Annotated in this window: 30 protein-coding genes; 4 read left to right on the plus strand and 26 right to left on the minus strand. The window is 65.9% G+C overall.

What is annotated here, in order from left to right; translation table 11 throughout:
* Nucleotides 1-54 precede the first annotated feature (54 nt).
* Nucleotides 55-969, plus strand: a complete 915-nt coding sequence (locus QXH22_RS08330; RefSeq protein ID WP_306242220.1) for a class I SAM-dependent methyltransferase — start codon at nt 55-57, stop codon at nt 967-969.
* A gap of 10 nt (nt 970-979) precedes the next feature.
* Here the strand turns inward: QXH22_RS08330 and sppA are convergent, their stop codons facing one another.
* Entirely contained in the window at nt 980-2773 is a 1794-nt protein-coding gene (gene sppA, locus QXH22_RS08335; RefSeq protein WP_306275339.1) for a signal peptide peptidase SppA, read from the minus strand.
* Nucleotides 2774-2821: 48 nt separating this feature from the next.
* On the opposite strand from sppA, the gene QXH22_RS08340 reads away from it, so the two are divergent.
* Entirely contained in the window at nt 2822-3748 is a 927-nt protein-coding gene (locus QXH22_RS08340; protein ID WP_306242222.1) for an LLM class flavin-dependent oxidoreductase, read from the plus strand.
* A 108-nt stretch (nt 3749-3856) separates the two neighbouring features.
* Here the strand turns inward: QXH22_RS08340 and rplO are convergent, their stop codons facing one another.
* The 10 genes from rplO to rplN are packed head-to-tail and all read right to left on the minus strand — an operon-like array spanning nt 3857 to nt 8023.
* Nucleotides 3857-4297, minus strand: a complete 441-nt coding sequence (gene rplO / locus QXH22_RS08345) for a 50S ribosomal protein L15 (RefSeq protein ID WP_065164104.1) — start codon at nt 4295-4297, stop codon at nt 3857-3859.
* A complete protein-coding gene (gene rpmD / locus QXH22_RS08350; protein WP_306242223.1) occupies nt 4294-4476 on the minus strand; it encodes a 50S ribosomal protein L30 in 183 nt (60 codons plus the stop codon). Before rpmD ends, rplO begins: the two co-directional genes overlap by 4 nt.
* Nucleotides 4473-5162: a 30S ribosomal protein S5 gene (gene rpsE, locus QXH22_RS08355; RefSeq protein WP_306242224.1), complete on the minus strand. Its 690-nt coding sequence runs from the start codon at nt 5160-5162 to the stop codon at nt 4473-4475. The genes rpmD and rpsE overlap by 4 nt, the downstream gene beginning before the upstream one ends.
* Nucleotides 5163-5199: 37 nt before the next feature.
* A complete protein-coding gene (gene rplR, locus QXH22_RS08360; protein WP_306244428.1) occupies nt 5200-5568 on the minus strand; it encodes a 50S ribosomal protein L18 in 369 nt (122 codons plus the stop codon).
* A 35-nt stretch (nt 5569-5603) separates the two neighbouring features.
* The gene (rplF, locus tag QXH22_RS08365) at nt 5604-6143 is read right to left on the minus strand and encodes a 50S ribosomal protein L6 (RefSeq protein WP_306275340.1); all 540 of its coding nucleotides are present in this window, start codon (nt 6141-6143) and stop codon (nt 5604-5606) included.
* Between the two features lie 25 nt (nt 6144-6168).
* Nucleotides 6169-6567, minus strand: a complete 399-nt coding sequence (gene rpsH, locus QXH22_RS08370; protein ID WP_065137374.1) for a 30S ribosomal protein S8 — start codon at nt 6565-6567, stop codon at nt 6169-6171.
* Between the two features lie 13 nt (nt 6568-6580).
* Nucleotides 6581-6766 carry a type Z 30S ribosomal protein S14 gene (locus tag QXH22_RS08375; RefSeq protein ID WP_055580333.1) on the minus strand — a complete coding sequence of 62 codons (186 nt, stop codon included), beginning with the start codon at nt 6764-6766 and terminating at the stop codon, nt 6581-6583.
* Between the two features lie 4 nt (nt 6767-6770).
* Nucleotides 6771-7334 (minus strand): 50S ribosomal protein L5, encoded by a 564-nt coding sequence (gene rplE, locus QXH22_RS08380; protein WP_306242226.1) that lies wholly within the window; start codon nt 7332-7334, stop codon nt 6771-6773.
* Nucleotides 7335-7336: 2 nt separating this feature from the next.
* Entirely contained in the window at nt 7337-7654 is a 318-nt protein-coding gene (rplX, locus tag QXH22_RS08385; RefSeq protein ID WP_065043583.1) for a 50S ribosomal protein L24, read from the minus strand.
* On the minus strand, nt 7655-8023 hold the full coding sequence (gene rplN / locus QXH22_RS08390; RefSeq protein WP_055580336.1) for a 50S ribosomal protein L14: 369 nt from the start codon (nt 8021-8023) through the stop codon (nt 7655-7657). It abuts the gene before it with no gap.
* A 222-nt stretch (nt 8024-8245) separates the two neighbouring features.
* Between rplN and QXH22_RS08395 the strand changes: the two genes are divergently transcribed.
* Nucleotides 8246-8440, plus strand: a complete 195-nt coding sequence (locus QXH22_RS08395) for a hypothetical protein (protein ID WP_306242227.1) — start codon at nt 8246-8248, stop codon at nt 8438-8440.
* 12 nt (nt 8441-8452) lie between these two features.
* Here QXH22_RS08395 and QXH22_RS08400 read toward each other — a convergent pair whose 3' ends face one another.
* From QXH22_RS08400 to QXH22_RS08410, 3 genes are all read right to left on the minus strand, one after another.
* Nucleotides 8453-9364 carry a DUF4436 domain-containing protein gene (locus QXH22_RS08400; RefSeq protein ID WP_306244430.1) on the minus strand — a complete coding sequence of 304 codons (912 nt, stop codon included), beginning with the start codon at nt 9362-9364 and terminating at the stop codon, nt 8453-8455.
* Nucleotides 9365-9588: 224 nt separating this feature from the next.
* Nucleotides 9589-10476, minus strand: coding sequence for a DUF4436 domain-containing protein (locus QXH22_RS08405; RefSeq protein ID WP_306275342.1), 888 nt, complete (start codon nt 10474-10476; stop codon nt 9589-9591).
* A gap of 16 nt (nt 10477-10492) precedes the next feature.
* A complete protein-coding gene (locus tag QXH22_RS08410) occupies nt 10493-11467 on the minus strand; it encodes a DUF4436 domain-containing protein (RefSeq protein ID WP_371934171.1) in 975 nt (324 codons plus the stop codon).
* A gap of 228 nt (nt 11468-11695) precedes the next feature.
* Between QXH22_RS08410 and pstS the strand changes: the two genes are divergently transcribed.
* The gene (pstS, locus tag QXH22_RS08415; RefSeq protein ID WP_306275344.1) at nt 11696-12817 is read left to right on the plus strand and encodes a phosphate ABC transporter substrate-binding protein PstS; all 1122 of its coding nucleotides are present in this window, start codon (nt 11696-11698) and stop codon (nt 12815-12817) included.
* Nucleotides 12818-12833: 16 nt separating this feature from the next.
* On the opposite strand, the gene QXH22_RS08420 is transcribed toward pstS, so the two are convergent.
* From QXH22_RS08420 to rplB, 12 genes are all read right to left on the minus strand, one after another.
* The gene (locus QXH22_RS08420; protein ID WP_306242231.1) at nt 12834-13772 is read right to left on the minus strand and encodes a DUF4436 domain-containing protein; all 939 of its coding nucleotides are present in this window, start codon (nt 13770-13772) and stop codon (nt 12834-12836) included.
* A gap of 97 nt (nt 13773-13869) precedes the next feature.
* On the minus strand, nt 13870-14760 hold the full coding sequence (locus QXH22_RS08425) for a formylglycine-generating enzyme family protein (protein WP_306242232.1): 891 nt from the start codon (nt 14758-14760) through the stop codon (nt 13870-13872).
* 4 nt (nt 14761-14764) lie between these two features.
* Nucleotides 14765-15427 (minus strand): hypothetical protein, encoded by a 663-nt coding sequence (locus tag QXH22_RS08430; RefSeq protein ID WP_306242233.1) that lies wholly within the window; start codon nt 15425-15427, stop codon nt 14765-14767.
* Nucleotides 15408-17768 carry an arylsulfatase gene (locus QXH22_RS08435; protein WP_306275347.1) on the minus strand — a complete coding sequence of 787 codons (2361 nt, stop codon included), beginning with the start codon at nt 17766-17768 and terminating at the stop codon, nt 15408-15410. Before QXH22_RS08435 ends, QXH22_RS08430 begins: the two co-directional genes overlap by 20 nt.
* Nucleotides 17769-17873: 105 nt before the next feature.
* Complete coding sequence (locus QXH22_RS08440; protein WP_306275349.1) at nt 17874-19112, minus strand: cytochrome P450; 1239 nt, start codon at nt 19110-19112, stop codon at nt 17874-17876.
* Between the two features lie 384 nt (nt 19113-19496).
* On the minus strand, nt 19497-19832 hold the full coding sequence (gene rpsQ, locus QXH22_RS08445; protein WP_205876466.1) for a 30S ribosomal protein S17: 336 nt from the start codon (nt 19830-19832) through the stop codon (nt 19497-19499).
* Nucleotides 19832-20074 carry a 50S ribosomal protein L29 gene (rpmC, locus tag QXH22_RS08450; protein WP_065137386.1) on the minus strand — a complete coding sequence of 81 codons (243 nt, stop codon included), beginning with the start codon at nt 20072-20074 and terminating at the stop codon, nt 19832-19834. Before rpmC ends, rpsQ begins: the two co-directional genes overlap by 1 nt.
* Nucleotides 20074-20490, minus strand: coding sequence for a 50S ribosomal protein L16 (gene rplP, locus QXH22_RS08455; protein WP_055576361.1), 417 nt, complete (start codon nt 20488-20490; stop codon nt 20074-20076). Before rplP ends, rpmC begins: the two co-directional genes overlap by 1 nt.
* 3 nt (nt 20491-20493) lie before the next feature.
* Nucleotides 20494-21327 carry a 30S ribosomal protein S3 gene (gene rpsC / locus QXH22_RS08460; RefSeq protein WP_306242237.1) on the minus strand — a complete coding sequence of 278 codons (834 nt, stop codon included), beginning with the start codon at nt 21325-21327 and terminating at the stop codon, nt 20494-20496.
* The gene (gene rplV / locus QXH22_RS08465) at nt 21327-21842 is read right to left on the minus strand and encodes a 50S ribosomal protein L22 (protein ID WP_306242238.1); all 516 of its coding nucleotides are present in this window, start codon (nt 21840-21842) and stop codon (nt 21327-21329) included. The genes rpsC and rplV overlap by 1 nt, the downstream gene beginning before the upstream one ends.
* Complete coding sequence (rpsS, locus tag QXH22_RS08470; protein WP_011739061.1) at nt 21839-22120, minus strand: 30S ribosomal protein S19; 282 nt, start codon at nt 22118-22120, stop codon at nt 21839-21841. The genes rplV and rpsS overlap by 4 nt, the downstream gene beginning before the upstream one ends.
* Before the next feature lie 12 nt (nt 22121-22132).
* Nucleotides 22133-22975 carry a 50S ribosomal protein L2 gene (gene rplB / locus QXH22_RS08475; RefSeq protein ID WP_306242239.1) on the minus strand — a complete coding sequence of 281 codons (843 nt, stop codon included), beginning with the start codon at nt 22973-22975 and terminating at the stop codon, nt 22133-22135.
* Nucleotides 22976-23002 lie beyond the last annotated feature (27 nt).

A 23002-nucleotide genomic window follows, 5' to 3' on the forward strand; every position in this document is an offset into this window, starting at 1 on the left:
ACAGATCGAAGCGGCGTTGTATACACGGCACTAACCCCGACAGATAGGACAGACATGCCACGGGCTGACGACGACAATTGGGATCTCGCGTCGAGTGTCGGCGCCACCGCGACCATGGTCGCCGCGGGGCGCGCGATGGTGACCATGGCCCCTGACGGCTTGATCAAGGATCCGTTTGCCGAACCACTGGTGCGGGCGGTCGGCGTCGACTTCTTCGTCAAGATGATGGACGGCGAACTCGACCCCGCGGCGTTCGAGAACATCACACCCGAACGTGTCCAGGCGATGATCGACGGAATGGGCGTGCGCACCAAGTACTTCGACGAATACTTCGCCGACGCCACCGGTTCCGGTATCAGGCAGGTCGTGATCCTGGCGTCCGGACTCGACGCGCGCGCCTATCGGCTGCCCTGGCCGGACGGCACAGTGATCTACGAGATCGACCAGCCTCAGGTCATCGAGTTCAAGACCACGGCGCTGGCCGACGTCGGGGCCGAGCCGACCGCGACTCGGCGCACCGTCGCGATCGACCTGCGCGGCGACTGGCCCACCGCGCTCAAGCAGGCCGGCCTGGATACCAGCCAGCCCACCGCGTGGCTGGCCGAAGGGCTGCTGATCTACCTTCCCCCCGAAGCCCAGGACCGGCTGTTCGACAACATCACCTCTCTCAGTGCCCCCGGCAGCACCGTCGCGACCGAATTCGTACCCGGCATCGTCGATTTCGACGTGGAGAAGGCGTCGGAGATGTCCGGCCGATTCCGAGACCACGGCGTCGACATCGACATGGGCTCGCTGGTCTATTCCGGTGCCCGCAATCACGCCGTCGACTACCTGCGCGACAAGGGCTGGAAGGCCGACGGGGTGACGCGGACCGAACTGTTCACCCAGCGCGGGCTGCGCATTCCCGGCCCCGAAGACGATGACCCGCTGGGCGAGATCGTCTACATCAGCGGCCGCTTCGAAAGCTAGCGGCGCACGCTCAGAAGCGCGCCTGGCCCAACCACTGCACGCGGGCACCGGTCATCGTCTGCTCGACGTGGTCGACGATTCCGGCCACCGAGCGGGTGAGCAGCGCGCCGACGGCTTCGGACAGCGAAGCAGCGCCCGGTTGTGACGACGCCCGCGGCCGCAGCATGTCCAGCAGCGACGAGCCGGGGTAACTCAACACGCGCACCTCGGTGTCCGGGTCCAGCCCGGCCAGCACCTTGGCGCGGCGCACCGCGGCGCGGAAACCACCGAGCTCGTCGACCAGACCGCGCTCAAGCGCGTCGGCGCCCGTCCAAACCCGCCCGCGCGCAACGATATCCACGTCCTTGGTGGTCATGTTGCGGCCGTCGGCGACACGCTGCACGAAGTCGGTGTAGAACAGGTCGGCGTCGGCCTCCTGCCTGGCCTGCTGCTCCGGCGTGAACGGGGTGTCGATCGACCAGGCATCGGCGTTGGCGTTGGTGCGGACCGTGTCCGAGGCCACCCCCAACCGGTCTTTGAGGTCGCGCACCACCAACTTCCCGGTGATGACCCCGATGGAACCGGTGATCGTGCCCGGGTTGGCGACGATCGCGTCGGCAGCCATCGAGACGTAGTAACCGCCGGACGCGGCTACCGAGCCCATCGACGCCACGACCGGCTTGCCGCGCTCGCGAGCTCGTTTCACCTCCCGCCAGATGGTCTCCGATGCCGTGACCGAGCCGCCGGGACTGTCCACCCGGACCACGATCGCCGACACCGAATCGTCGGCGGCGACCTCGCGCAGTGCCGCCGCGATGGTGTCCCCGCCGGCATTCGACGGACCGAGAGGCAGGCCCTGCGGACCGCCCCGGCCGTTGACGATCGTTCCTTCGACGGTGACCACAGCGATGGTGGGCTTCGCCCGGCGCCCAGGAATTGCGGGCACCGGCGGTGCCAGACGCGGCCGGGCCGCACCCGCATAGCGCGCCAGATACATCCGCGGCGGCTTCTCCTCGGCGTCGACGTCACCGTTCGACGAACCGTCCCCGACGCCGACCAACTCCGCCACGCGGGAGTATGCCTCGTCCCGGAATCCGATCCGATCGACCAGCCCGGAAGCCAGCGCGTCGTCGCGCATCAGCGGCGCGCGGTCGGCCATGGCGTCGAGCGACTCAACGGCGATCTTGCGTGATTCGGCCACCGCCTGCCACACCTGACTCTGCAGGCTCTCGAGCATGCGGGTGACCGCCTCGCGGTGCGCATCGGTGAAGCCGTCTTCGGTGAAAAGGTTTGCCGCAGATTTGTATTCGCCGCGGGCTACGAACTGAGCCTCGATGCCCGCCTTGTCCAGCGCATCGCGCAGAAACATCGCATTGGCCGCGAAACCGATCAGCCCGACTCCCCCGGACGGCTGCATCCAGATCTCCCGGAACGCCGACGCCAGGTAGTAGGACAGCGTGCCCGGGTAGGTTTCCGCCCATGCCACGGACGGCTTGACGGCGCTGAACGCCGCAATGGCGTCGCGCAATTCCTGGACCGCCCCGATCGGCGAGGGCGGCAGCTGCACCCGGGCGATCATCCCCGCCACCCGCGGGTCCTCGGCGGCGCGGTGAATCGCGGCGACCGTCTCCCGTAGCGACATCTGACGGCCGCCGCCGGTGATGATGGTGAACGGGTCGAAGCCGGTGGACTCCGGTGGCGTGCTGCGCAGGCTCAACTCCAGCACGCAACCATTCGGCACGCCGTGGTGGCGAGCGGTGTCCACCCGGTCGAAAAGGGCACGGACTTCGCCGGCGCCGGGCAGCGTAGGTAAAAACGCGAACATCTTTGAAGCCTACCGATCGGCGCCGGCCCGGCCCGTACGGTGGAGCCCGTGAGGTACTCCATCGCTATCCCTCAACTCGTTCCGGGCGACTTCGACGCCGAAGGGCTGCGCTCCTATCTGGCCCGCGCCGAGCAACTGGGGTTCGAGGGTGGCTGGGTGCTCGAACAGATCATCGGCGCCTCACCGCTGCTGGCTCCGCTGGAACTGCTGGCGTATGCGGCGGCGTGTACGACGCGACTGCGCCTGGGCGTCGCGGTGCTGGTGACGTCGCTGCATGATCCGTTGCAGCTCGCTTCGTCGATCACCGCGGTCGACCGCCTCAGCCACGGCCGGCTCGACATCGGGGTCGCACCCGGTGGCGGCCGCCGCAAGTTCGCCGCCTTCGGCGTCGAAACCGATTCCTACATAAGCTATTTCACCGAAGGCCTGCAGCTCATGAAAGCGGCGTGGTCCGACGAGCCGCGGGTGACGTTCCACGGCAGGTTCCGCGATGTCGACGACCTGCCCATCCAGCCCAAGCCGGTCCAGCGGCCCCACCCGCCGCTGTGGTTCGGCGGCACCGCACCCAAGGCGCTGGCCCGGGCGGTCCGGCACGGCGACGCCTTCCTCGGCGCCGGTTCGTCATCCACGTCGGACTTCGCCCAGGCGGTGCAAACCGTGCGTCGCGAACTCGCCGAACAACAGAAGGACCCGGCGGGCTTCACCATCGGCAAGCGCGTGTACCTGATGGTCGACGACGACGCCGACCGTGCCCGCGAGCGGGTGCTGGCCGGGTTGCGTCGCATCTACGGGAGCATGGCCGGGATCGAGACGGTCCCGGTCTACGGCACACCGTCCGATGTCGTCCGCGGACTCCGCGAAGTGATGTACGCGGGCGCGCAGATGCTGCTGTTCAATCCCGTCGGCGAAAATGTCGCGGAGGACCGGGAGCAGATGGATCGCCTTGCCGCGCAGGTCATTCCGCGGTTGAGTTAGGTTGCGCGAGCTGGGGGCACCGCCCGCTTGCGGCGGAACGTAAAAGCTCCCGACACGCCGGGCGTGCGGGAGCTTTTACGTCTGCTCGCGGTATGAAAGCTCGCGGTGTTACAGCTCGGTGGCGCTGCCGCCGGCAGCGGTGATCTTCTCCCGAGCGCTGCCACTGAACTTGTGCGCGGTCACATCGACGTTGACGGTCAGCTTGCCGTCGCCGAGCACCTTGACCAACACGTTCTTGCGAACCGCGCCCTTGGCCACCAACTCGTCGATACCGACCGCGCCGCCCTCGGGGAACAGCCGGTTGATGTCGCCGACGTTGACCACCTGGTACTCGGTGCGGAACCGGTTGCGGAAGCCCTTCAGCTTGGGCAGCCGCATGTGGATGGGCATCTGCCCACCCTCGAAGGTCGACGGGACGTTCTTACGGGCCTTGGTGCCCTTGGTGCCGCGGCCCGCGGTCTTACCCTTGGAACCCTCACCGCGGCCGACTCGGGTGCGCGCGGTCTTCGACCCGGGCGCAGGCCGCAGGTCGTGCAGCTTGATGGTCACTTGGCCTCCTCCACCTCAACCAGGTGGCTCACCACGGAAATCAATCCACGCGTCTGCGCGTTGTCTTCGCGGATCACCGAGTGGCGAATCTTGCGCAGACCCAGCGTGCGCAGGCTCTCGCGCTGCTTCCAGCGCGCACCGATGGTGCTGCGCACCTGGGTGATCTTCAACTGACTCATTGTGCTGTTCCCTCTCGCGCTGCCCCCGCATTCAAGCTAGCGGCCAGCGCGTCACTTTCGCGGCGGGCCTTGAGCATCCCGGCCGGAGCGACGTCCTCGATGGGCAGGCCGCGCCGAGCGGCGACCTCTTCGGGACGCTGCAGCATCTTCAGCGCGGTCACGGTCGCATGCACCACGTTGATCGCGTTGTCGCTACCCAGCGACTTCGCCAGGATGTCGTGCACGCCAGCGCATTCCAGCACCGCGCGGGCCGCACCACCGGCGATCACACCGGTACCCGGGCTGGCCGGTCGCAACAGCACGACGCCGGCTGCGGCCTCGCCCTGGACCGGGTGCGTGATGGTCCCGCGGATCAGCGGCACCCGGAAGAAACCCTTGCGGGCCTCCTCGACGCCCTTGGCGATCGCGGCGGGAACCTCTTTGGCCTTGCCGTAGCCGACGCCGACCATGCCGTTGCCGTCGCCCACGATGACCAGGGCGGTGAAGCTGAATCGCCGACCACCCTTGACCACCTTGGAGACACGGTTGATCGCGACGACCCGCTCCAGGTAGTTGCTCTTGTCGCCGTCGCGATCGCGGTCGCGTCCGCCCCGGCCACCGCCGTCGCGGCGGCCCCGTCCGTCACGCGAGTCGCGGCCGCCGTCACGGCTGTCGGGGCCCTGACCCCCAGCGGATTGTTCCGCCATTATGCGGTCCTTCCGTTCATCAGGCTGCTGCTGCTCATCAGAATTGCAATCCGTTCTCGCGGGCAGCATCAGCCAATGCCGCAATCCGTCCACCGTAGGTGTAGCCGCCGCGGTCGAAAACCACGGAGTCGATGCCGGCAGCCTTGGCCCGCTCGGCGATCAACTGACCGACCCGCACGCTACGGGCTTTCTTGTCCCCATCCAGACCCCGCACGTCGGCTTCGATCGACGAAGCCGCGGCCACGGTGGTGCCAGTCAGGTCGTTCACCAACTGCACGTGAATGTGCCGTGATGACCGGTTGACCACCAGCCGAGGACGCTCCGCGGTGCCGGAGATCTTCTTGCGCAACCGTGCGTGCCGGCGCAACCGCGAGACCCGGCGGGTCGCGGATACGCTCTGCCCCACGGGCTTTTGCGCTTCAACCTGTGTCTGCGCCATGACTACTTACCTGTCTTTCCGACCTTGCGGCGGATCTGCTCACCCTCGTAGCGCACGCCCTTGCCCTTGTACGGGTCGGGACGGCGCAGACGGCGGATGTTCGCCGAGATTTGGCCGACCTTCTGCTTGTCGATCCCAGAGACCGTGAACTTCGTCGGAGCCTGCACGGCGAACGTGATGCCGTCCGGCGCCTCGATCACCACCGGGTGGCTGTAGCCGAGTGCGAACTCCAGGTTGCTGCCCTTGAGCTGCACGCGGTAACCCACGCCGTAGATCTCCATCTTGGTGGTGTAGCCCTCCGTCACGCCCGTGACGAGATTCGCCACCAGGGTGCGGGACAGCCCGTGCAGCGAGCGGTTGCGCCGCTCATCGTCCGGGCGGCTGACCACGATTGCGCCATCGTCGTTGCGCGCCACCGTGATCGGCTCGGCGACCGTCAACTCCAGGGCACCCTTGGGACCCTTCACCGAGACGTTCTGGCCTTCGATCGTTACGTCGACTCCGGCGGGAATCGGAACCGGTTGCTTACCAATACGCGACATTGCTTCAAACTCCTCTTACCACGCCCTACCAGACATAAGCGAGGACTTCGCCGCCCACGCCTTGTCTGGCTGCCTGACGGTCGGTGAGCAGGCCTGACGACGTCGAAATGATCGCCACGCCAAGGCCTCCCAACACCCGCGGCAGGTTGGTCGACTTCGCGTACACCCGCAGGCCCGGCTTGGACACCCGCTTCAGACCGGCGATGCTGCGCTCGCGGCTGGGGCCGTACTTGAGCTGGACGACCAGCGACTTGCCGACGCGGGCATCCTCGGTGCGGAAGTCGGTGATGTAGCCCTCGCTCTTGAGGATCTGGGCGATGTTGGCCTTGATCTTGGAGTGCGGCAGGGTCACTTCGTCGTGGTACGCCGAGTTGGCGTTACGCAGACGTGTCAGGAAGTCTGCGATTGGGTCAGTCATAGTCATTGGGCGCTACTCCTCACCAACTGCTCTTCTGCACGCCGGGCAATTCGCCCGCATGCGCCATCTCGCGCAAGCAGATCCTGCACAGCCCGAACTTGCGGAAAACCGCACGCGGACGGCCGCATTTGCTGCAGCGTGTGTAGCCGCGCACCGCGAACTTGGGCTTGCGGTTGGCTTTGTTGACCAGTGCCTTCTTCGCCATCTGCTCAGTTCTCCTTGAAGGGAAAGCCGAGGGCCCGCAACAGCGCTCGTCCTTCGTCGTCGTTAGTCGCCGAGGTGACGACGCTGATGTCCATGCCGCGGACCCGGTCGATCTTGTCCACGTCGATCTCGTGGAACACCGACTGCTCGGCGAGGCCGAAGGTGTAGTTGCCGACACCGTCGAACTGCTTGGGCGACAAGCCGCGGAAGTCACGGATACGGGGCAGCGCGATCGAGGTGAGCCGGTCGAGGAACTCCCACATCCGGTCGCCACGCAGGGTGACCCGGGCGCCGATCGGCATGCCTTCGCGCAACTTGAACTGCGCGATGGACTTGCGCGCCTTACGGATCTCCGGCTTCTGGCCGGTGATCAGCGACAGGTCGTTGACGGCGCCGTTGATCAGCTTGGCGTCCCGGGCCGCCTCACCGACGCCCATGTTGACGACGACCTTGGTCACCGTCGGGATCTGCATGACGTTGGCGTAGCCGAACTGCTTGTGCAGCGCGTCCCGAATCTCGTTGCGATAACGCTCTTTTAGACGCGGCAGCGTCTTCTCTGCAGTTGTCATCGTCAGATGTCCTTGCCGTTGCGCTTGGAGATGCGGACCCGCTTGCCGGTCTCCTCATCCACGCGGTAGCCGATGCGGGTGGGCTTGCCGTCGGAGTCGACCACCATCACGTTCGACACGTGAATCGGAGCTTCCTGGGTGACGATGCCACCCGAGCGCGCGCCGCGCTGGTTGGTCGAGACCGCGGTGTGCTTCTTGATCCGGTTGACGCCTTCGACCAGCACCCGGTTGCGATCCGGGTAGGCCTGAATGACCTTGCCCTTGGCACCCTTGTCCTTGCCGGCGATGACCAGCACGGTGTCGCCTTTGTGGACCTTCACCTACAACACCTCCGGGGCAAGCGAGATGATCTTCATGAACTTCTTCTCCCGCAGCTCGCGACCGACCGGTCCGAAGATGCGGGTGCCGCGCGGGTCGTTGTCGGGCTTGATGATCACCGCGGCGTTCTCATCGAACTTGATGTAGCTGCCGTCCGGGCGCCTGCGCTCCTTGACGGTGCGCACCACGACGGCCTTCACGACGTCACCCCGTTTGACGTTGCCGCCGGGGATGGCGTCTTTCACCGTGGCGACGATGATGTCGCCGATGCCGGCATAGCGTCGCGACGAGCCGCCGAGCACGCGGATGCACAAGATCTCCTTGGCGCCGGTGTTGTCGGCGACCTTCAGCCGCGATTCCTGCTGAATCACTCGATCTCCTGACCTGGTGGACGTGTGCGCGGCAGGCTAGGACATGCTTTTTGAGCACCTGACGTGCGCGGTCTTGAAAAACGGTTGTCACCGAAGGGCACGCGGGGCCAGTCTGCACCGGCCGAGGTCTGCCCAAGGCAACCCCTAGAGTCTAGGGGACGGTCCGCTCAGCACCAAATTGCCGCAGACCGCCCGCTGCCGCCGGCGAGTATTTTTGGTCGTATGCGGCTGCGGGGGACCTATTCGGGTTACAGCATCGGCTGCGCGTTGACCTGGGCAGTGGTGCTGACTGTTGTGGCGCTGGCCTACCCCGACCGCCTGTATACCTTCCTGATCTTCGCCGGCGGCTGGCTCATCGGATGGATCTCGGCGACGATCGCCCGATCGGTTTATCCGCCGGCGAAAACCAGGCACTGACTGCCCCGCGCCCTAGTCCCCCTGCCGGTGCCAGGCCAGGATGTAGAGGATCAACGCGGTCGCGAGGCCGATCAGCACCCAGATGACCACGGCCTGGTCCACCCAGGAACCGGCGGGCGGGGAACCGGGCAGGATGTTGCGCAACGGCACCACCGCGAACAGCATCGCGGCGTACCAGGTGGAAAACGGCGGCAGGAACTTGCGCCGGCCGGTCAGCATCTGGATGGCCACGAACAGGGCCAGCGTCGGAAGCGCTACCAGCACCAGGCAGATTCCCAGATCAAAGACCAGTGGCCCCTTGGCGCGCTTGATGGTGATGATCACGTTGTCGGGGCGGTTTGGATCGTGGCTGTCGCGCCCGACCCGGGTCGCCGACACGTCCCAGCCTTCCAGCACGCCGGTCACCTCCACCCGGGCCGGCTTGTACTGACGGCCGTCGCCGGCTCCGACGAGCACGTCAGCCTGGATCGTGTCGGTCGTGTAGGTGTCGAACGGCCAGTCGCCAGGCTCGCCGTGCGCCGGAATGGTGGTCGCCACCTGTGCCGGCGACTTCCCCACCGGGTACTGCAGATCACCCAGGTCGTTCTGCGGGAAAAAGCGCACCGAGGTATCGGTGTTCAACACGTTCAACCGCGGGTCGATCATCGAATCATCGGGTTTGACAAGTACTTTCACGTCCAGACGATGTTCGACGGCGTGCAGTTGCTCGATGCGCACCAAAACCACACTGTTGTCCGTGGTCGTCATGTCGGGCTCCGGCAGCGGTCCGGGCGAGGTGGCCAGCAGGTGGTAGCCGAACAGCGACAGCAGGTAGACGACGACAACGCTCACGACGACGGAGACGTCGAGTACCAGGTGGCGGCGGCGCCCCCTGAGGGCGGCGTCCTCGGGGCTGTGCGCGGGCAACGCGAATGTCTTGGCGATGTCGAACTCCGAATCCGGGCCGAACTCGGAATCCGCGTCTTCGGGCCGAGTCCCCGCCGATGCGAGTTCCCTGTGCACTGTCACTGCGGCAGATTAGCAACAGATTTGTTTGCTAGCAGCCTTTGATACAACGTGCTACACGGCCGTAACATAACCCTTCACCTGGGTTAACACAGCAGCAAAAGGTGCGCCCTTAAGGACTTTATGCCCTTGCTCGTCGGCCCTCAGGCCCGGTCTCGATACCACGCCACGATGTAGATCACCATGGCGGCGGCCAATCCCAGCAACACCCAGATCACCAACCCTTGGTCGATCCAGGCACCCGTCGGCGGCGAGCCGGGCAGGAAGTTGCGCAACGGCACCACCGCGAACAGCATTGCCGCGTACCAGGTGCCGAACGGCGGCAGGAACGGCCGCCGGCGCGTCACCATCTGGATGGCGACGAACAACGCCACCGCCGGAAGCGTGATGAGCACCAGGCAGATACCGATGTCGAAGATCCGCTGCGCCCTGGTCCGCTTCAGCGTGATGACGACGTCGTTGGGGCTGTCTTCAACCCGGGCCACGTCGATGTCGAAACCGTCCGCCGATCCGTCCACCTCGATCTTGGCGGCTTCGTAGTGGCGGTCGTCGCCGGCACCGACCAGCCACTCCGCCCGGATCGGGTCGGTGGTGTAGGTGTCCAACGGCCAGTTGCGCGGCTCACCGCGCGCCTCGATGGTGGTGTTTTTGGGTTCGGGCGCAGTGTCGAGGTCGTAGGTCACCTCCCCCATGTCGTCCTGCAGGGGGAAGCGCACCGCGGTGCCGGTAGTGAGTCGGCCGGTCTTCTTGTTGACGATCGCTTCGTTCGGCTTGAGCACCAGCGTCACGTCGAGCAGGTTGTCTTTGTTGCGCAGGTTGTCGATGTGCACCTTCACCACGGTGTCCTTGGGGGATCGCAGGTCCACTTTGGGCAGCGGGTGCGGCGCCAGCCACTGATAGTTCAGGAGGGTGAAGGTGTAGAACGCGACGAAGCCGATGAGAATCGACGAGTCGAGCAGCAGGTGCTTTCGCACCGACATGTGTTTGCGTTCGGGAGCTTCCGACTCAGGCGTGGCAGCGTCGGGAGACACGAAGTCAGATGGTAGATCAGTCTCCCTGCCGGACCCAAGCGACGATGTACAGGCTCATCGCGGTCACCAGCGCGATCAGCACCCACTGCACGATGGCCTGGTCGATCCACGAGCCCGGTGGCGGAGCGCCCGGAAGGATGTTGCGCAGCGGGACGATGGCGAACAGGTTTGCGGCGTACCAGGTTGCGAACGGCGGCAAAAACTTCCTCCTGCCCAGAGCCATCGGGACGGCCACCAGCAGGGCCAGGGTGGGCAGCGCGATGAGCACCAGGCAGATGCCCAGGTCGAAGATCAGCGGGCCCTTGGCCCTTTTGAAAGTGATGACGACGTTTCCGTTGTCCATGGCGCGTGAGGTGGGAAGCGCGGCGGGATCATGCACGCGGTTGACGCTGATCTCCCACCCATCGAGCGATCCGGTCACCTCCACGCGGGCAGGCACCTTCTTCAGGTTGTCACCGGGGCCCACGAACGCGTCGGCGGCAATCGGTTCGGTGCGGTAGGAGTCGAAAGGCCAGTTGCCGGGATCGCCGTGGGCTTCCACGGTGGTGATCAGCTGTGCCGGCGCCTTGCCCTTCGGGTAGTGCAGGTCGCCCAGGTCGCTGGTGGGATACAGCCGCACCGCGACGTCGGTGCCCAGCACGTCGAAGCGGTTGTCGTACGACGAAATGCTCGGATAGACAAGCACAGCCACGGTCAGCCGGTTGGCTACCGGCTTCAGCTCCTCGAGGCGCAGCTGCACGATCGTGGCATCGCCACCACCCTGGCTGAGGTCCAGCGGCGGCAGCGGCCCCTCTGACCTCTGCAGGAAGTGAACGCCGACCAGCGAGAGGACATAGAAGATGACGATGACCGTCAGGATGATGATGCCCACCAGGATGCGGGGCTTCTGCTGCTTCCTGCCCGCCGGCTTCTTCTTCTTCTTCTTGGGCGGCTTCTCCGCTGCCGGGGTGGGTTTCTCCGGCGTAGGGGTGGGTGGGGCTTCGGTGGTCACTACGCACCTCCGCTCACCACGCCGCCTCCGTCGAGGCGCAGTCAGATGCTAGCGAACTCACCGAACCCCCGCGCCTCGACTGAATTACGTTCACCCGCAATACATCTGGCGGCAATCCAGGGGCCGGATCCGCTGCCCGCCGCGGCACGCCAGACGTTCATCCAGAGCGGGCTATCGGTTCACCGGGCGTTTGCCTGTAGGCCTATTCCGGCAGTTGTAAATGTCAGTGTGCTCCGACCGTCTGCCGTCAGCCTGCTGGCCACGGGTGCGCTGGTGCTCTCAGCCTGCACCACCGCGCAGGCCACTCTCCCCTACGTCAGCGGGGCCAAGGTGGACTGCGGCGGTAAGCAGACGCTGCTCGCCAGCGGCTCCACCGCACAGGCCCATGCAATGACACGGTTCGTCGATGCCTACCACAAGGCCTGCACCCAACAGACGCTCAACTACAACGCCATCGGCTCCGGCGCCGGGATCAACGAATTCCTCTCCGGCAAGACCGATTTGGCCGGCTCGGACACGCCCCTGTCAGGTGACCAGTACGCCGCCGCCAAAGAGCGGTGCGGCGGGGCCGATGCCTGGAACCTTCCCGTAGTGTTCGGCCCCATGGCCATCACGTACAACCTGGCCAACGTGGACACCCTGGTGCTCGACGGACCCACCCTCGCCAGAATTTTCAACGGCACCATCACGCGCTGGGACGACCCCGCGCTCACCGCGCTGAACGCGTCGATGCCGGCCGAAGACATCCGCGTCGTCTACCGCAGCGACGCGTCCGGCACCACCGACAACTTCCAGTCCTATCTGAACGCCGCGTCGGCCGGCGCGTGGAAACAAGGCACCGGCAAGGCATTCAACGGCGGCATCGGCATCGGCGCCGTCGGCAACAAGGGCACGGCGGAGTTGGTCAAGACCACCGAGGGTGCGATCAGCTACAACGAATTGTCCTTCGCGCTCGAACAAGGTCTCTACGCCGCAGAGATCAAGACACCCGCCAGCCGCCGGTCGCTGCGGCCGGTGCGGATCGGCACCGACACCGTCGGGAAGACCATCAGCGGGGCCAAGATCGTCGGCGAGGGCAACAATCTTGTGCTCGACATCTCGTCGTTCTACAACCCGGCCCAACCGGACGTATACCCGATCGTGCTGGCCACCTACGAGATCGTCTGCTCCAAGTACCCCACAGCCGATGTCGCACTCGCGGTCAAAGCGTTCCTGCAGGCCGCGATCGGGCCGGGTCAGGTCGACCTGAACAGGGTCGGCTACATCCCGCTGCCGCCCGGATTCCAGGCCAGGGTGTCCGAGGCCGTCGACGCGATCGGCGCGGTGGGCGGCTCGCTGCAGGCGGAGTGAAGTCCCGGGGCGGACCTCAGTCCGACTGTTTTCGATAGGCCAGGATGAACAGCGTCATCGCGACGATCAGTGCGAGCAGCACCCACAGCGTGATGGCCTGGTCGACCCATGACCCTTCCGGCGGCTTCCCGGGGAAGATATTTCGCAATGGCACCACCGCGAACAGCATGGCGGCGAACCACGACACGAACGGTGGCAGAAACTTCTTCTTGCCCAACGCCATCGGGATGGACACCCACAGCGCCAGGGCGGGCAGGGCGAGCAGTACCAGCACGATGCCGACGTCGAAGATCAGCGTGCTCTTGGACCGGTGCAAGGTGATGATCACGTTGTCGGGCCGCGGGGAGCTCTGAGTGGATTCACCGACCCGTCGCACGGTCACGTCCCAGCCGCCCACCGATCCGATCACCTCGACGCGCGCGTCCTCGACCGAGCGGTTCTCCCCAGTCCCGCCGAAGACCTGCGCGGAGATGGTGCCGGTGCTGTAGGAGTCGAAGGGCCAGTTGGCCGGATCGCCTTCCGCGTCCAGGTAGGTGGCCTGTTGCGCCGGCGACTTGCCGACCGGGTACTGCAGGTCGCCCAGGTCGTTCTCCGGATACATCCGGACAGTCAGATCCTGGGTCAACACGTGGAACTTCTTGTCGAACTTCGAATCCTCCGGAACGACAAGCACACTCACCTTGAGGCGGTTGTTGACCGTGTCCAGCTCCTCGACCTTGACCTGCACCACGGTGTCGTCGGTGGTGCCGAAGTCCGGCTCGGGAAGTCCTTCGGCCGAGGTGGCCAGCAGGTGCACACCGACCAGCGAGAGCACGTAGACCACAACCACGGCCAGAATCACGCCGAGGTCGATCAGAATGCGCCTGCCCCGCGAGGAAGACTTCGGCGGCGGCGATGCCGGCGCCGACGGGGTGGGCGGTGCCGGGGGTGCGGGCGGCGGGGCCTGGTGGCTCATCGGTCGCGGCCTTTCGGTGACAACACGGGCGAGGTCGGTGAAACTCGTCACACACTAACCGGCGACCAGGCACCGAGCGACACATACACGCATTTGTTCAGTGCGACTTTGAATCCAACACGCACCGGAAGCCGATATGGGTGGTTGCGGTGTCCTGCGATTGCGGCGATCGCGCGGCGGGCCGGTAGCGGTGGCAGTACTCCGGCGCACACAGGTGCGATCCGCCTTTGAGGGTCTGGCTGACTGTCGGATCGGCCGGACCGGTCGGCGTGCAACAGGACTTGGGCGGCTGCGAGATTCGGTGGTGTGCGCTGAACTCGGTCGTCGTCCACTCCCAGACGTTGCCGATCATGTCGACCAGGCCGAAGCCGTTGGCCGGGAACGTCCCCACCGGCGAGGTGCCGATCCAGCCCAGCGCACCGTCGTTGCGATACGGGAACCTGCCCTGCCAGGTGTTGGCCATCAGCCGGCCACCGGGCTTCTCTTCGTCCCCCCATGCGTAAGTCCCCGTCGCTCCGGCGCGGGCCGCGTACTCCCATTCGGCCTCGGTCGGCAGCCGCCGTCCGGCCCAGCGGGCGTAGGCTGCCGCATCGGGATAGGCCACCTGCACGACGGGATGCTCAGGCCGGTCAAGTACATCACTGCCTGCCCCGAACGGCCGGCGCCAGCAGGCTTCCGGAGCCCAGTCCCACCACTGCCGCCAGTCGCGCAGATCGACCGGACCCGCCGTCGGCCGGAACACCATCGCCCCCGGAACCAGGTCCGCCGGGTTGGCGCCGGGATACAGCGCCGGGTCCAGCGCCTGCTCCGCCACCGTCACATAGCCTGTGGCGTCTACGAATTCGGCGAATTGCGCATTGGTCACCGGGTGACGCTCCACCGCGAACGGGGCCACGGTCACGGTGTGGATCGGCGCTTCCTCGGGATAGAAGCTCGTCGACCCCATCCGGAAGGACCCGCCCGGAAGTTCAACCAGCTCCGTCAGCACCACCTCAGGGTATGACGACCGCGAAGTCCTGGGTCAAACTGGACCTCGCCTCCTTGAAACCGGGCGTGCCCACGTGCGCTTGCACATGGATGGTCACCAAATATTGCCTGGTGTTGGTCCAGATGTGGGTGACCCGATCGGCGAAGTCGATTCCGCCGGAGGGCCCTTGCAGTGTGCCGGTGAGTTGCTGACTGCTGTAGCCACAGAACGGCGAACCGGTTATCGAGAACTTCAGCCGCGGCAGGGCACCGCCGGCCGTCGCCGTGTGGCGCAGGAACGCGCTTTCGGGCGTCAGGTCGGTGGCCGCGATGGTCACCGTCGCCGACAGGGTGTCGGGACCGCTCGCCGTCAGTGCCGTGTCACCAGCGCCGGGAGCTGAAGTCCAGCCGCGCGGCACGCTGATCGTGATCCGGGGCGCCTCCGGGTCGGACACCGTCGCCACGGTGGGCTCGCCGTCGCCGGTCGGTGCGACGACGCAGGCCGCGTCGTCCGGCGGTATGCGGTCGGGGTGGGTCGGCGCGATGCCGGGCACCGGTTCGGCTGGGTCCGGATGCGGTGGCGCGGCCCCCGAGCCTCCGCCGTGGGTTTGGCAACCGGTCAGCGCACCCAGCAGGCAAACCAGGGCCACCAGCCGTCTCGCCGACATCTCAGTCGCGCGAAAAGGCAAGCGCAAGATCCTTTTCCACGTCTTCGTAGGGCCGGCCCGACAGGTCGATGGTCACCTCGGCGACGCTGGCCCCGGTGAGCACGAACGGCGCCTTGTACTTGCTGGACACCGCCGAGCCGCCGTTGCGGCCCACCGTGATACCGGCACCGGCCAGCCCGAACGTTCCGGGATGGGTGACGACGTCGGGAAGCGTGCCGACGGGGTGTTCGTCGAAATACAGCGTCACGGTGCCGATCGGCGTATGGCTGTCGGCGACGGTGCCGGTCCGCTCGTAGCGGACACCGAACAGGTGCCGGCCCAACGGAATCGGGCCGTTGGACTGGATCTGCTGGTGGCGTTCGCCGAGGAAGTTGTACACGTATTGCAGGCGGCCGTCCTGGATGAACAGTACGTGCCCGCCGTGCGCTCCGCCCTGTTTGTAGAGCACTCCTTCGGCCCCGGTGGTGTCCACCGTCACGTCGGCCAGCACGGCGAAGGAGCGGCCACGGATCTCCGCGGCGGCGCCGATGCCGACGTCAGCGCAATCGGGGTAGTAGACGTAACTGTCCCGCTCGCCCACCAGGTAGGGCCGCGACCGCATCATGGTTTCCATGATGTTGAGGTCCGACAGCGGCAGTCCGTTGTACTTCTCGGCCTCGGAATACCACAGCGCCTTGAGTTCCTCGAGCTTCTCCGGCTGCTCGGCGGCCAGGTCGTGGCACTGACTGCGGTCGGCTTCGATGTGGAACAGCTCCCAGCGGTCGGCGTCGAAGTGCGACCAGCCGGCCGGGGTGGCGGCGTGGACGGTGTTGGCGAACCATCCCTCATGCCAGATCCCGCGGGTGCCCAGCATCGTGTAGAACTGGGTCTTCTTACCGGTGTCCGCGCCCGAATCATCAAGGGCCGCCTTGAAACTCACTCCGTCCAGCGGCTTCTGCGGAATGCCTTTGACGGTATCCGGCGGCGTCATGCCCAGCAGGTCGTAGACGGTCGGCGTGATGTCGCTGACGTTGACGTAGTTGTCCCGGACCTCGCCGTGCGCGGCGATGCCGTTGGGCCAGGAGATGATTGCGGTGTCCGCGATCCCACCCTCGTGCGAGGCGTAGCGCTTGAACAGCTTGTAGGGCGTGTTGAAGGCCATCGCCCACCCGATCGGGTAGTGGTTGTAGGTCTGCGGTCCGCCGAGCTGATCGAAGAGCTTCATGCTCTCCTCGACGCTGTCGATGTAGCCGTTGAAGAACTTGCCTTCGTTGACCGATCCGTTCGGGCCGCCTTCGCCGCTGGCCCCGTTGTCGGAAATCACCACGATGATGGTGTTGTCGAGCTGGCCGGACTCTTCCAGGTAGTCGAGGATCCGCCCGATCTGCGCATCGGTGTAGCTGAGGAAGCCGGCGAACACCTCGGCCATCCGGCTGAACAACTTTTTCTCTTCGTCGTTCAGGGAATCCCAGGGCCGCACCGTGTCCTGCAGCGGCCACTGCTCGCCGTTGGGCCCCTTGACGTCGAGGTAGGGGTTGATCGGCGACAACTCGGTGTCGGGCGGCACGATGCCCATCGCCTTCTGCTTTTCCAGCGCGATCTCGCGGTACTTCTCGTAGCCCATGTCGAACACACCGTCGTATTTGTCGGCCCATTCGGTGAAGACGTGGTGCGGCGCGTGACCGGCGCCGGGGCAGACGTAGCTGAACCACGGTTTGTCGGGCGCGATCACCTTGGCGTCGCGGATGAACTGAATCGTCTTGTCCGCGAGGTCTTTCGACAGGTGATAGCCCTCCTCCGGGGTGGCAGGCGGGTTCACCGGATGGTTGTCGTACATCAGGTCGGGGTACCACTGGTCGGTCTCGCCGCCCATGAAACCGTAGAAGCGCTCGAAGCCGCGCGAAGTCGGCCAGTGCCGTTTGGTGGCGGCCATGCTGGACTCCTCCAGCGGCGTCAAGTGCCACTTACCCACGCAGTAGGTGTTGTAGCCGTGCTCGGCAAGCACCTCGGAGAGCAATGCGGTATCGGCCGGGATACGCCCGTTGCAGTTGGGGAAGCCGTCGGTGAACTCTTCGATAGTGGCCATGCCGACGGTGGTGGCGTTGCGGCCGGTGAGCAGCGACGCGCGGGTCGGGGAGCACAGGGCAGTCGTGTGGAACTGCGACAGGCGCACGCCGCGCTCGGCGATCCGCGTCATCGCCGGCATCTCCACCAGTCCGCCGAAGCAGTCCCAGGTCGCGATCCCGGTGTCGTCCCATACCAGGTACAGGATGTTGGGCGCATTCTCGGGCGCGGTCGGCGCCGCGTAGGGGCCCCAGTCCGGTTCCGAATCACGAATGTCCAGCTCGATCTTGCCCTGGAATTGACTCGACTGCCCCGTCATATACCGCCAGCCTTACCGTTGTATTGACCACCCGAACGACCGAGGACATTACACGCGCTAGGTAGTAATCGGCTGAGATTCTGCGGGCATCTCCCGGGGTTGGCGTCAGTGCATCCGGACCATCAAACTGCTCAGCCCGTTGCGCCGGTTGCTGCCGACCCACTGCGGCGGCGCTACCACCTCGATGCCCTCGAACCGCGGCAACAGTTCCTCGAAGAACACCCGCAGCTCCAGGCGGGCCAGGGTGGCGCCCAGGCAATAGTGCACGCCCTGCCCGAACCCCAGATGCGGATTGGGCTTTCGGGTGATGTCGAATTCGTCGGCCCGGTCGAACACCCTGGGGTCGCGGTTGGCCGAGGCATCCCAGACCAGTACCTTCTGGCCCGCCTCGATGCGGTGCCCGGCGAGGGTGACGTCACGAGTGGCGGTGCGCCGCTTGGACGGTGACGGAGTCGTCCATCGCACGAATTCCTCGATCGCCGTGGGCAACATGCTGATGTCGTGGCGAAGCCGGCGCCATTGATCGGGCTGTTCGGCCAGGGCGAGCAGGCTGACGGAGGTGACGCTGCGGGTGGTGTCACTGCCCGCGCTGAACAGCTGATGAAAGAACAGATACACCTCTTCGTCCGACATGAACGGCCTGCCGTCGACGGTGGCGTTGGCCACGATCGACAACATGTCGTCGGCCGGCGCGGCCCGCTTGCGCGCGATCAGCTCACGTCCGTATTCGTCGCGCCGGGACTGTGCGTCGGTGCCGTAGATCCATGAGACGAACTCCGTGCGGGAGCCGCGGAAGTTCAGGCCGGCCTCGATCTCTTCGAACAGCCAGTGCCGGTCGACCTCGGGCACCCCGAGCAGAATGCAGATCATCTGCGTGGGCAGTTCGGCTGCGACGTCGACGGCGAAGTCGAATACCTCGCCAGGTTTGATCTGATCGAACAACCGGCGCGCCCGGCGACGCAGGTCGTCCTCGATCCGGCCGATCACCCGGGGCCCCAGACCGGAGCTGACCAACCGCCGGATAGCGCCGTGCCGCGGGTCGTCCATCATGTTGATAAGCCGGCCGGACACCGGGAAGTCTTGCAGCAAGGTGCCGCCGAACGGCCGCTTACCGCCGGTCTCTGACGAGTACGTCGTCGAATCACGCAGCACGGCAATGGTTTCGGCGTACGTTGCGACCGACCAGAAGCCTTCGTCATCGGGCGTGTGCTCGGTGGGCTCATGCCAGAACACCGGCGCCTCACGGCGATGGGACTCGAAGATGTCATACGGGAAGCCGTCGGCGAAATTGTCCGGGTCGGTGAGGTCCACACCGAGCAGGCTGGGCGTTGAGCAGATTGTCATGCAGATCCGTTCGGGCTCGGGCCGAAGCTACCGATGACCCCGACGTGCGCAGGCACCGCCGGGGTCGGTAGCAACCAACTCGGCGTCTCTACTCGCAGACGTCGGTCGCGCTGTAAATCGGCGCCGTGTAGACGATCTCGTGCTCGCCGAACAACATCTCGTGGGACATAACTTCTCCTTCAATTCGCTGGTTGAATCGTGCAATTCGAAACTAACGATTCAACTCCGCCGGCGATGTCCCCTGATGAGCCGTGGATGGGGTGGTTTCTGCTGTCCCCCGATCGGTGGACGGGTTTTACACCCCGCCCGCGAAATGCTGTGTGAGAGAAGCAAAAACCCCCGTTTCGCCGCTGAAACGGGGGCTTGTGCGTCTGCTCGCGAGAGCTACTTGGCCTTCTCGAGGATCTCGACGAGGCGCCAGCGCTTGGTCGCCGAGAGCGGCCGTGTCTCCATCAGCGAGACGCGGTCGCCGATGCCGGCGATGCTGTTCTCGTCGTGGGCCTTGACCTTCTTCGTCGTCCGAATGATCTTGCCGTACAACGGGTGCCGCACACGGTCCTCGAGCTCGACAACGATGGTCTTCTGCATCTTGTCGCTCACCACGTAGCCGATGCGGGTCTTGCGACGACCGCGCGGCTTGGGGTTGGCCGGAGTGTGCTTGGGGCCCTTGTCTTTTGCGGGGGCGTCCGCTTTGGGAGCCGCTTTCTTCGCCTCTGCCATCACGATTCCTTACCGTCAGACCCATCGGGGCCGCTAGCCAGACCCAGTTCTCGTTCCCGCAGCACCGTGTAGACGCGCGCGATCTCCTGACGCACCGTGCGGAGCCGGCGGTTGTTGCTCAGCTGGCCGGTCGCCATCTGGAAGCGCAGGTTGAACAGCTCTTCCTTCGATTCGCGGACCCGCTCCTGCAGCTCCTCGTCGGTGAGCTCGCGCAGTTCGCCAGGGGAAATTCCCACTGCCATCAGAACTGCTCCTCTCGGGTAACAATGCGTGCCTTGATCGGCAGCTTGTGGATCGCTCGGGTGAGCGCCGCACGGGCGATCTGCTCGTTCGGGTAGCTCAGCTCGAACAGCACTCGTCCGGGCTTGACGTTCACCACCCACCACTCCGGCGAACCCTTACCCGAACCCATTCGGGTCTCGGCGGGCTTCTTGGTCAGCGGCCGGTCGGGGAAGATGTTGATCCACACCTTGCCGCCACGCTTGATGTGCCGGTTGATGGCGATACGAGCGGACTCGATCTGCCGGTTGGTGACGTAGGCGTGTTCGAGCGCCTGGATGCCGTAGTCGCCGAAGTTAACCGCGGTGCCGCCACTGGCGATACCGCGCTGGCGCGGGTGGTGCTGCTTGCGGTGTTTAACCTTGCGGGGAATCAACATGATTCAGCTCTCCGTGCTCTGCGCTTCTGCGGGTGCCGCAGTTCCGGCGTCGGCCGGAGCCGCGGCTTCGTCGCCGCCGGCTGCCCGGCCCGCGTCGGTACCGGTCGCCGTGGTGCCCGAGGCGCCGCTGCGGCGCGGACGGGTGCCCGACGGCCGCTCACGCCGCGGACGGTCGGCGGCCGGCGCGGCAGCGGCCAATTCGCGCTTGCCTCCGACGATGTCGCCCTTGTAAATCCAGACCTTCACGCCGATCCGGCCGAAGGTGGTCTTGGCCTCGTACAGGCCGTAGTCGATGTCCGCCCGCAGGGTGTGCAGCGGAACGCGACCTTCGCGGTAGAACTCCGAGCGACTCATCTCAGCGCCGCCGAGACGGCCCGAGCACTGCACCCGGATGCCCTTGACGTTGGGCTGGCGCATGGCCGACTGAATGGCCTTGCGCATCGCCCGGCGGAACGCCACCCGGTTGCTGAGCTGCTCTGCGACGCCCTGAGCCACCAATTGTGCTTGCGACTCCGGGTTTTTCACCTCGAGGATGTTCAGCTGGACCTGCTTCTTGGTCAGCTTCTCCAGGTCGGCGCGGATGCGGTCAGCCTCGGTGCCACGGCGGCCGATGACGATGCCCGGCCGTGCGGTGTGGATGTCGACCCGGACCCGGTCGCGGGTCCGCTCGATCTCCACGTCGGCGATGCCGGCCCGCTCCAGACCCGACGACAGCAGCCTCCGGATCGCCACATCCTCCTTGACGTACTCGGAGTACTGCTTGTCGGCGTACCAGCGGGACTTCCAGTCGGTGGTGATGCCCAGGCGGAAGCCGTGCGGATTGATCTTCTGGCCCACTAGTCTGAGCCTCCCTTCGCTTCAGAAGCCTCAGCAGTCTTTGCGGGTGCCTTCTTGGCGGGCGCTTTGGCCGCCGCTTTCTTGGCGGGTGCCTTGGCGGCGGCCTTACTGCCCTCGGCCCGCCGGGTGCGCGACGACTTCGAGGAACGCTCGTCCTTGCTCGGCCGGCTCTCGACGATCACCGTGATGTGGCTGGTGCGCCGCCGGATCCGGAACGCACGGCCCTGCGCGCGGGGGCGGATCCGCTTGGCGGTCGGGCCCTCGTCGGCATACACCGTGGCCACCACCAGGGTGGTGGGGTCCAGACCGTTGTTGTTCTGCGCGTTGGCCGCGGCACTGGCGATCACCTTGGCCACGGGCTCGCTGGCCGCTTGCGGCGCCCAGCGCAGGATGTCGAGGGCGTCAGCCACCGAACGGCCACGCACCAGGTTGATGACGCGGCGCGCTTTCGTGGGCGACACCCGCACGAACCGCGCCACCGCGGTCGCCGACGGATATTCAGTGGTAGTACTCATCGCCGCTTACTCTTCCGGTCGTCCTTGATGTGTCCCTTGAAGGTGCGGGTGGGCGCGAACTCCCCCAGCTTGTGACCCACCATCGATTCGGTGACGAACACCGGCACGTGCTTGCGGCCGTCGTGCACCGCGAACGTGTGGCCGATGAAGTCCGGAATGATGGTCGACCGTCGCGACCAGGTCTTGATGACCTGCTTGGTGTTCTTCTCGTTCTGCACGTCGACCTTCTTGAGCAGATGGTCGTCGACGAACGGACCCTTCTTCAGGCTGCGTGGCATGGTTGGTTACTCCTACCGGCCGTGCTTCTTGCCGGTACGCCGGCGTCGGACAATGAGCTTGTTACTGGCTTTGTTCGGATTGCGGGTACGGCCCTCGGGCTTGCCCCACGGGCTGACGGGGTGACGACCACCGGAGGTCTTACCCTCACCACCACCATGCGGGTGGTCGACCGGGTTCATCACCACACCACGGACGGAGGGGCGCTTGCCCTTCCACCGCATACGACCGGCCTTGCCCCAGTTGATGTTCGCCTGCTCGGCGTTACCCACCTCGCCGACCGTCGCGCGGCAGCGGACGTCGACTCGGCGGATCTCACCGCTGGGCATGCGCAACGAGGCGTAGGTGGCTTCCTTGCCGAGCAACTGGATGCTCGAGCCGGCCGAACGCGCCAGCTTGGCACCGCCGCCGGGCCGCAACTCCACCGCGTGCACCAAGGTGCCGGCCGGGATGTTGCGCAACGGCAGGTTGTTGCCGGGCTTGATGTCGGCGTTGGCGCCCGACTCGACGATGTCGCCCTGCGAGAGACCGTTCGGCGCAATGATGTAGCGCTTGTCCCCGTCCAGAAAGTGCAGCAGCGCAATCCGGGCGGTGCGGTTCGGGTCGTACTCGATGTGCGCGACCTTGGCGTTGACGCCGTCCTTGTCGTTGCGACGGAAGTCGATCACCCGGTAGGCGCGCTTGTGGCCGCCACCCTGGTGACGGGTGGTGATCCGCCCGTGCGCGTTACGGCCGCCCTTGCTGTGCAGCGGGCGAACCAGCGACTTCTCCGGAGTCGATCGGGTGATCTCGGAGAAATCCGACACGCTGGCGCCGCGACGACCCGGGGTCGTCGGCTTGTACTTGCGAATTGCCATGTCTAATCAGATCTTTCTCTCGCGCTC

The sequence above is a fragment of the Mycobacterium sp. TY814 genome (assembly GCF_030755175.1).
Lineage (GTDB): Bacteria > Actinomycetota > Actinomycetes > Mycobacteriales > Mycobacteriaceae > Mycobacterium.

What these genes read in the sequence shown, in the direction of transcription:
- QXH22_RS08435 (WP_306275347.1), bottom strand. Translation starts at nt 17,768, where the DNA reads ATGACGGGGCAGTCGAGTCAATTCCAGGGCAAGATCGAGCTGGACATT.
- rpsS (WP_011739061.1), bottom strand. Translation starts at nt 22,120, where the DNA reads ATGCCACGCAGCCTGAAGAAGGGTCCGTTCGTCGACGACCATCTGCTC.
- rplV (WP_306242238.1), bottom strand. Translation starts at nt 21,842, where the DNA reads ATGAGTACTACCACTGAATATCCGTCGGCGACCGCGGTGGCGCGGTTC.
- QXH22_RS08330 (WP_306242220.1), top strand. Translation starts at nt 55, where the DNA reads ATGCCACGGGCTGACGACGACAATTGGGATCTCGCGTCGAGTGTCGGC.
- rpsQ (WP_205876466.1), bottom strand. Translation starts at nt 19,832, where the DNA reads ATGGCAGAGGCGAAGAAAGCGGCTCCCAAAGCGGACGCCCCCGCAAAA.
- rplB (WP_306242239.1), bottom strand. Translation starts at nt 22,975, where the DNA reads ATGGCAATTCGCAAGTACAAGCCGACGACCCCGGGTCGTCGCGGCGCC.
- rpmC (WP_065137386.1), bottom strand. Translation starts at nt 20,074, where the DNA reads ATGGCAGTGGGAATTTCCCCTGGCGAACTGCGCGAGCTCACCGACGAG.
- rplE (WP_306242226.1), bottom strand. Translation starts at nt 7,334, where the DNA reads ATGACAACTGCAGAGAAGACGCTGCCGCGTCTAAAAGAGCGTTATCGC.
- sppA (WP_306275339.1), bottom strand. Translation starts at nt 2,773, where the DNA reads ATGTTCGCGTTTTTACCTACGCTGCCCGGCGCCGGCGAAGTCCGTGCC.
- QXH22_RS08395 (WP_306242227.1), top strand. Translation starts at nt 8,246, where the DNA reads ATGCGGCTGCGGGGGACCTATTCGGGTTACAGCATCGGCTGCGCGTTG.
- QXH22_RS08420 (WP_306242231.1), bottom strand. Translation starts at nt 13,772, where the DNA reads ATGAGCCACCAGGCCCCGCCGCCCGCACCCCCGGCACCGCCCACCCCG.
- rpsE (WP_306242224.1), bottom strand. Translation starts at nt 5,162, where the DNA reads ATGGCGGAACAATCCGCTGGGGGTCAGGGCCCCGACAGCCGTGACGGC.
- rplF (WP_306275340.1), bottom strand. Translation starts at nt 6,143, where the DNA reads ATGTCGCGTATTGGTAAGCAACCGGTTCCGATTCCCGCCGGAGTCGAC.
- QXH22_RS08440 (WP_306275349.1), bottom strand. Translation starts at nt 19,112, where the DNA reads ATGACAATCTGCTCAACGCCCAGCCTGCTCGGTGTGGACCTCACCGAC.
- rpmD (WP_306242223.1), bottom strand. Translation starts at nt 4,476, where the DNA reads ATGAGTCAGTTGAAGATCACCCAGGTGCGCAGCACCATCGGTGCGCGC.
- QXH22_RS08375 (WP_055580333.1), bottom strand. Translation starts at nt 6,766, where the DNA reads ATGGCGAAGAAGGCACTGGTCAACAAAGCCAACCGCAAGCCCAAGTTC.
- rpsH (WP_065137374.1), bottom strand. Translation starts at nt 6,567, where the DNA reads ATGACTATGACTGACCCAATCGCAGACTTCCTGACACGTCTGCGTAAC.
- rplP (WP_055576361.1), bottom strand. Translation starts at nt 20,490, where the DNA reads ATGTTGATTCCCCGCAAGGTTAAACACCGCAAGCAGCACCACCCGCGC.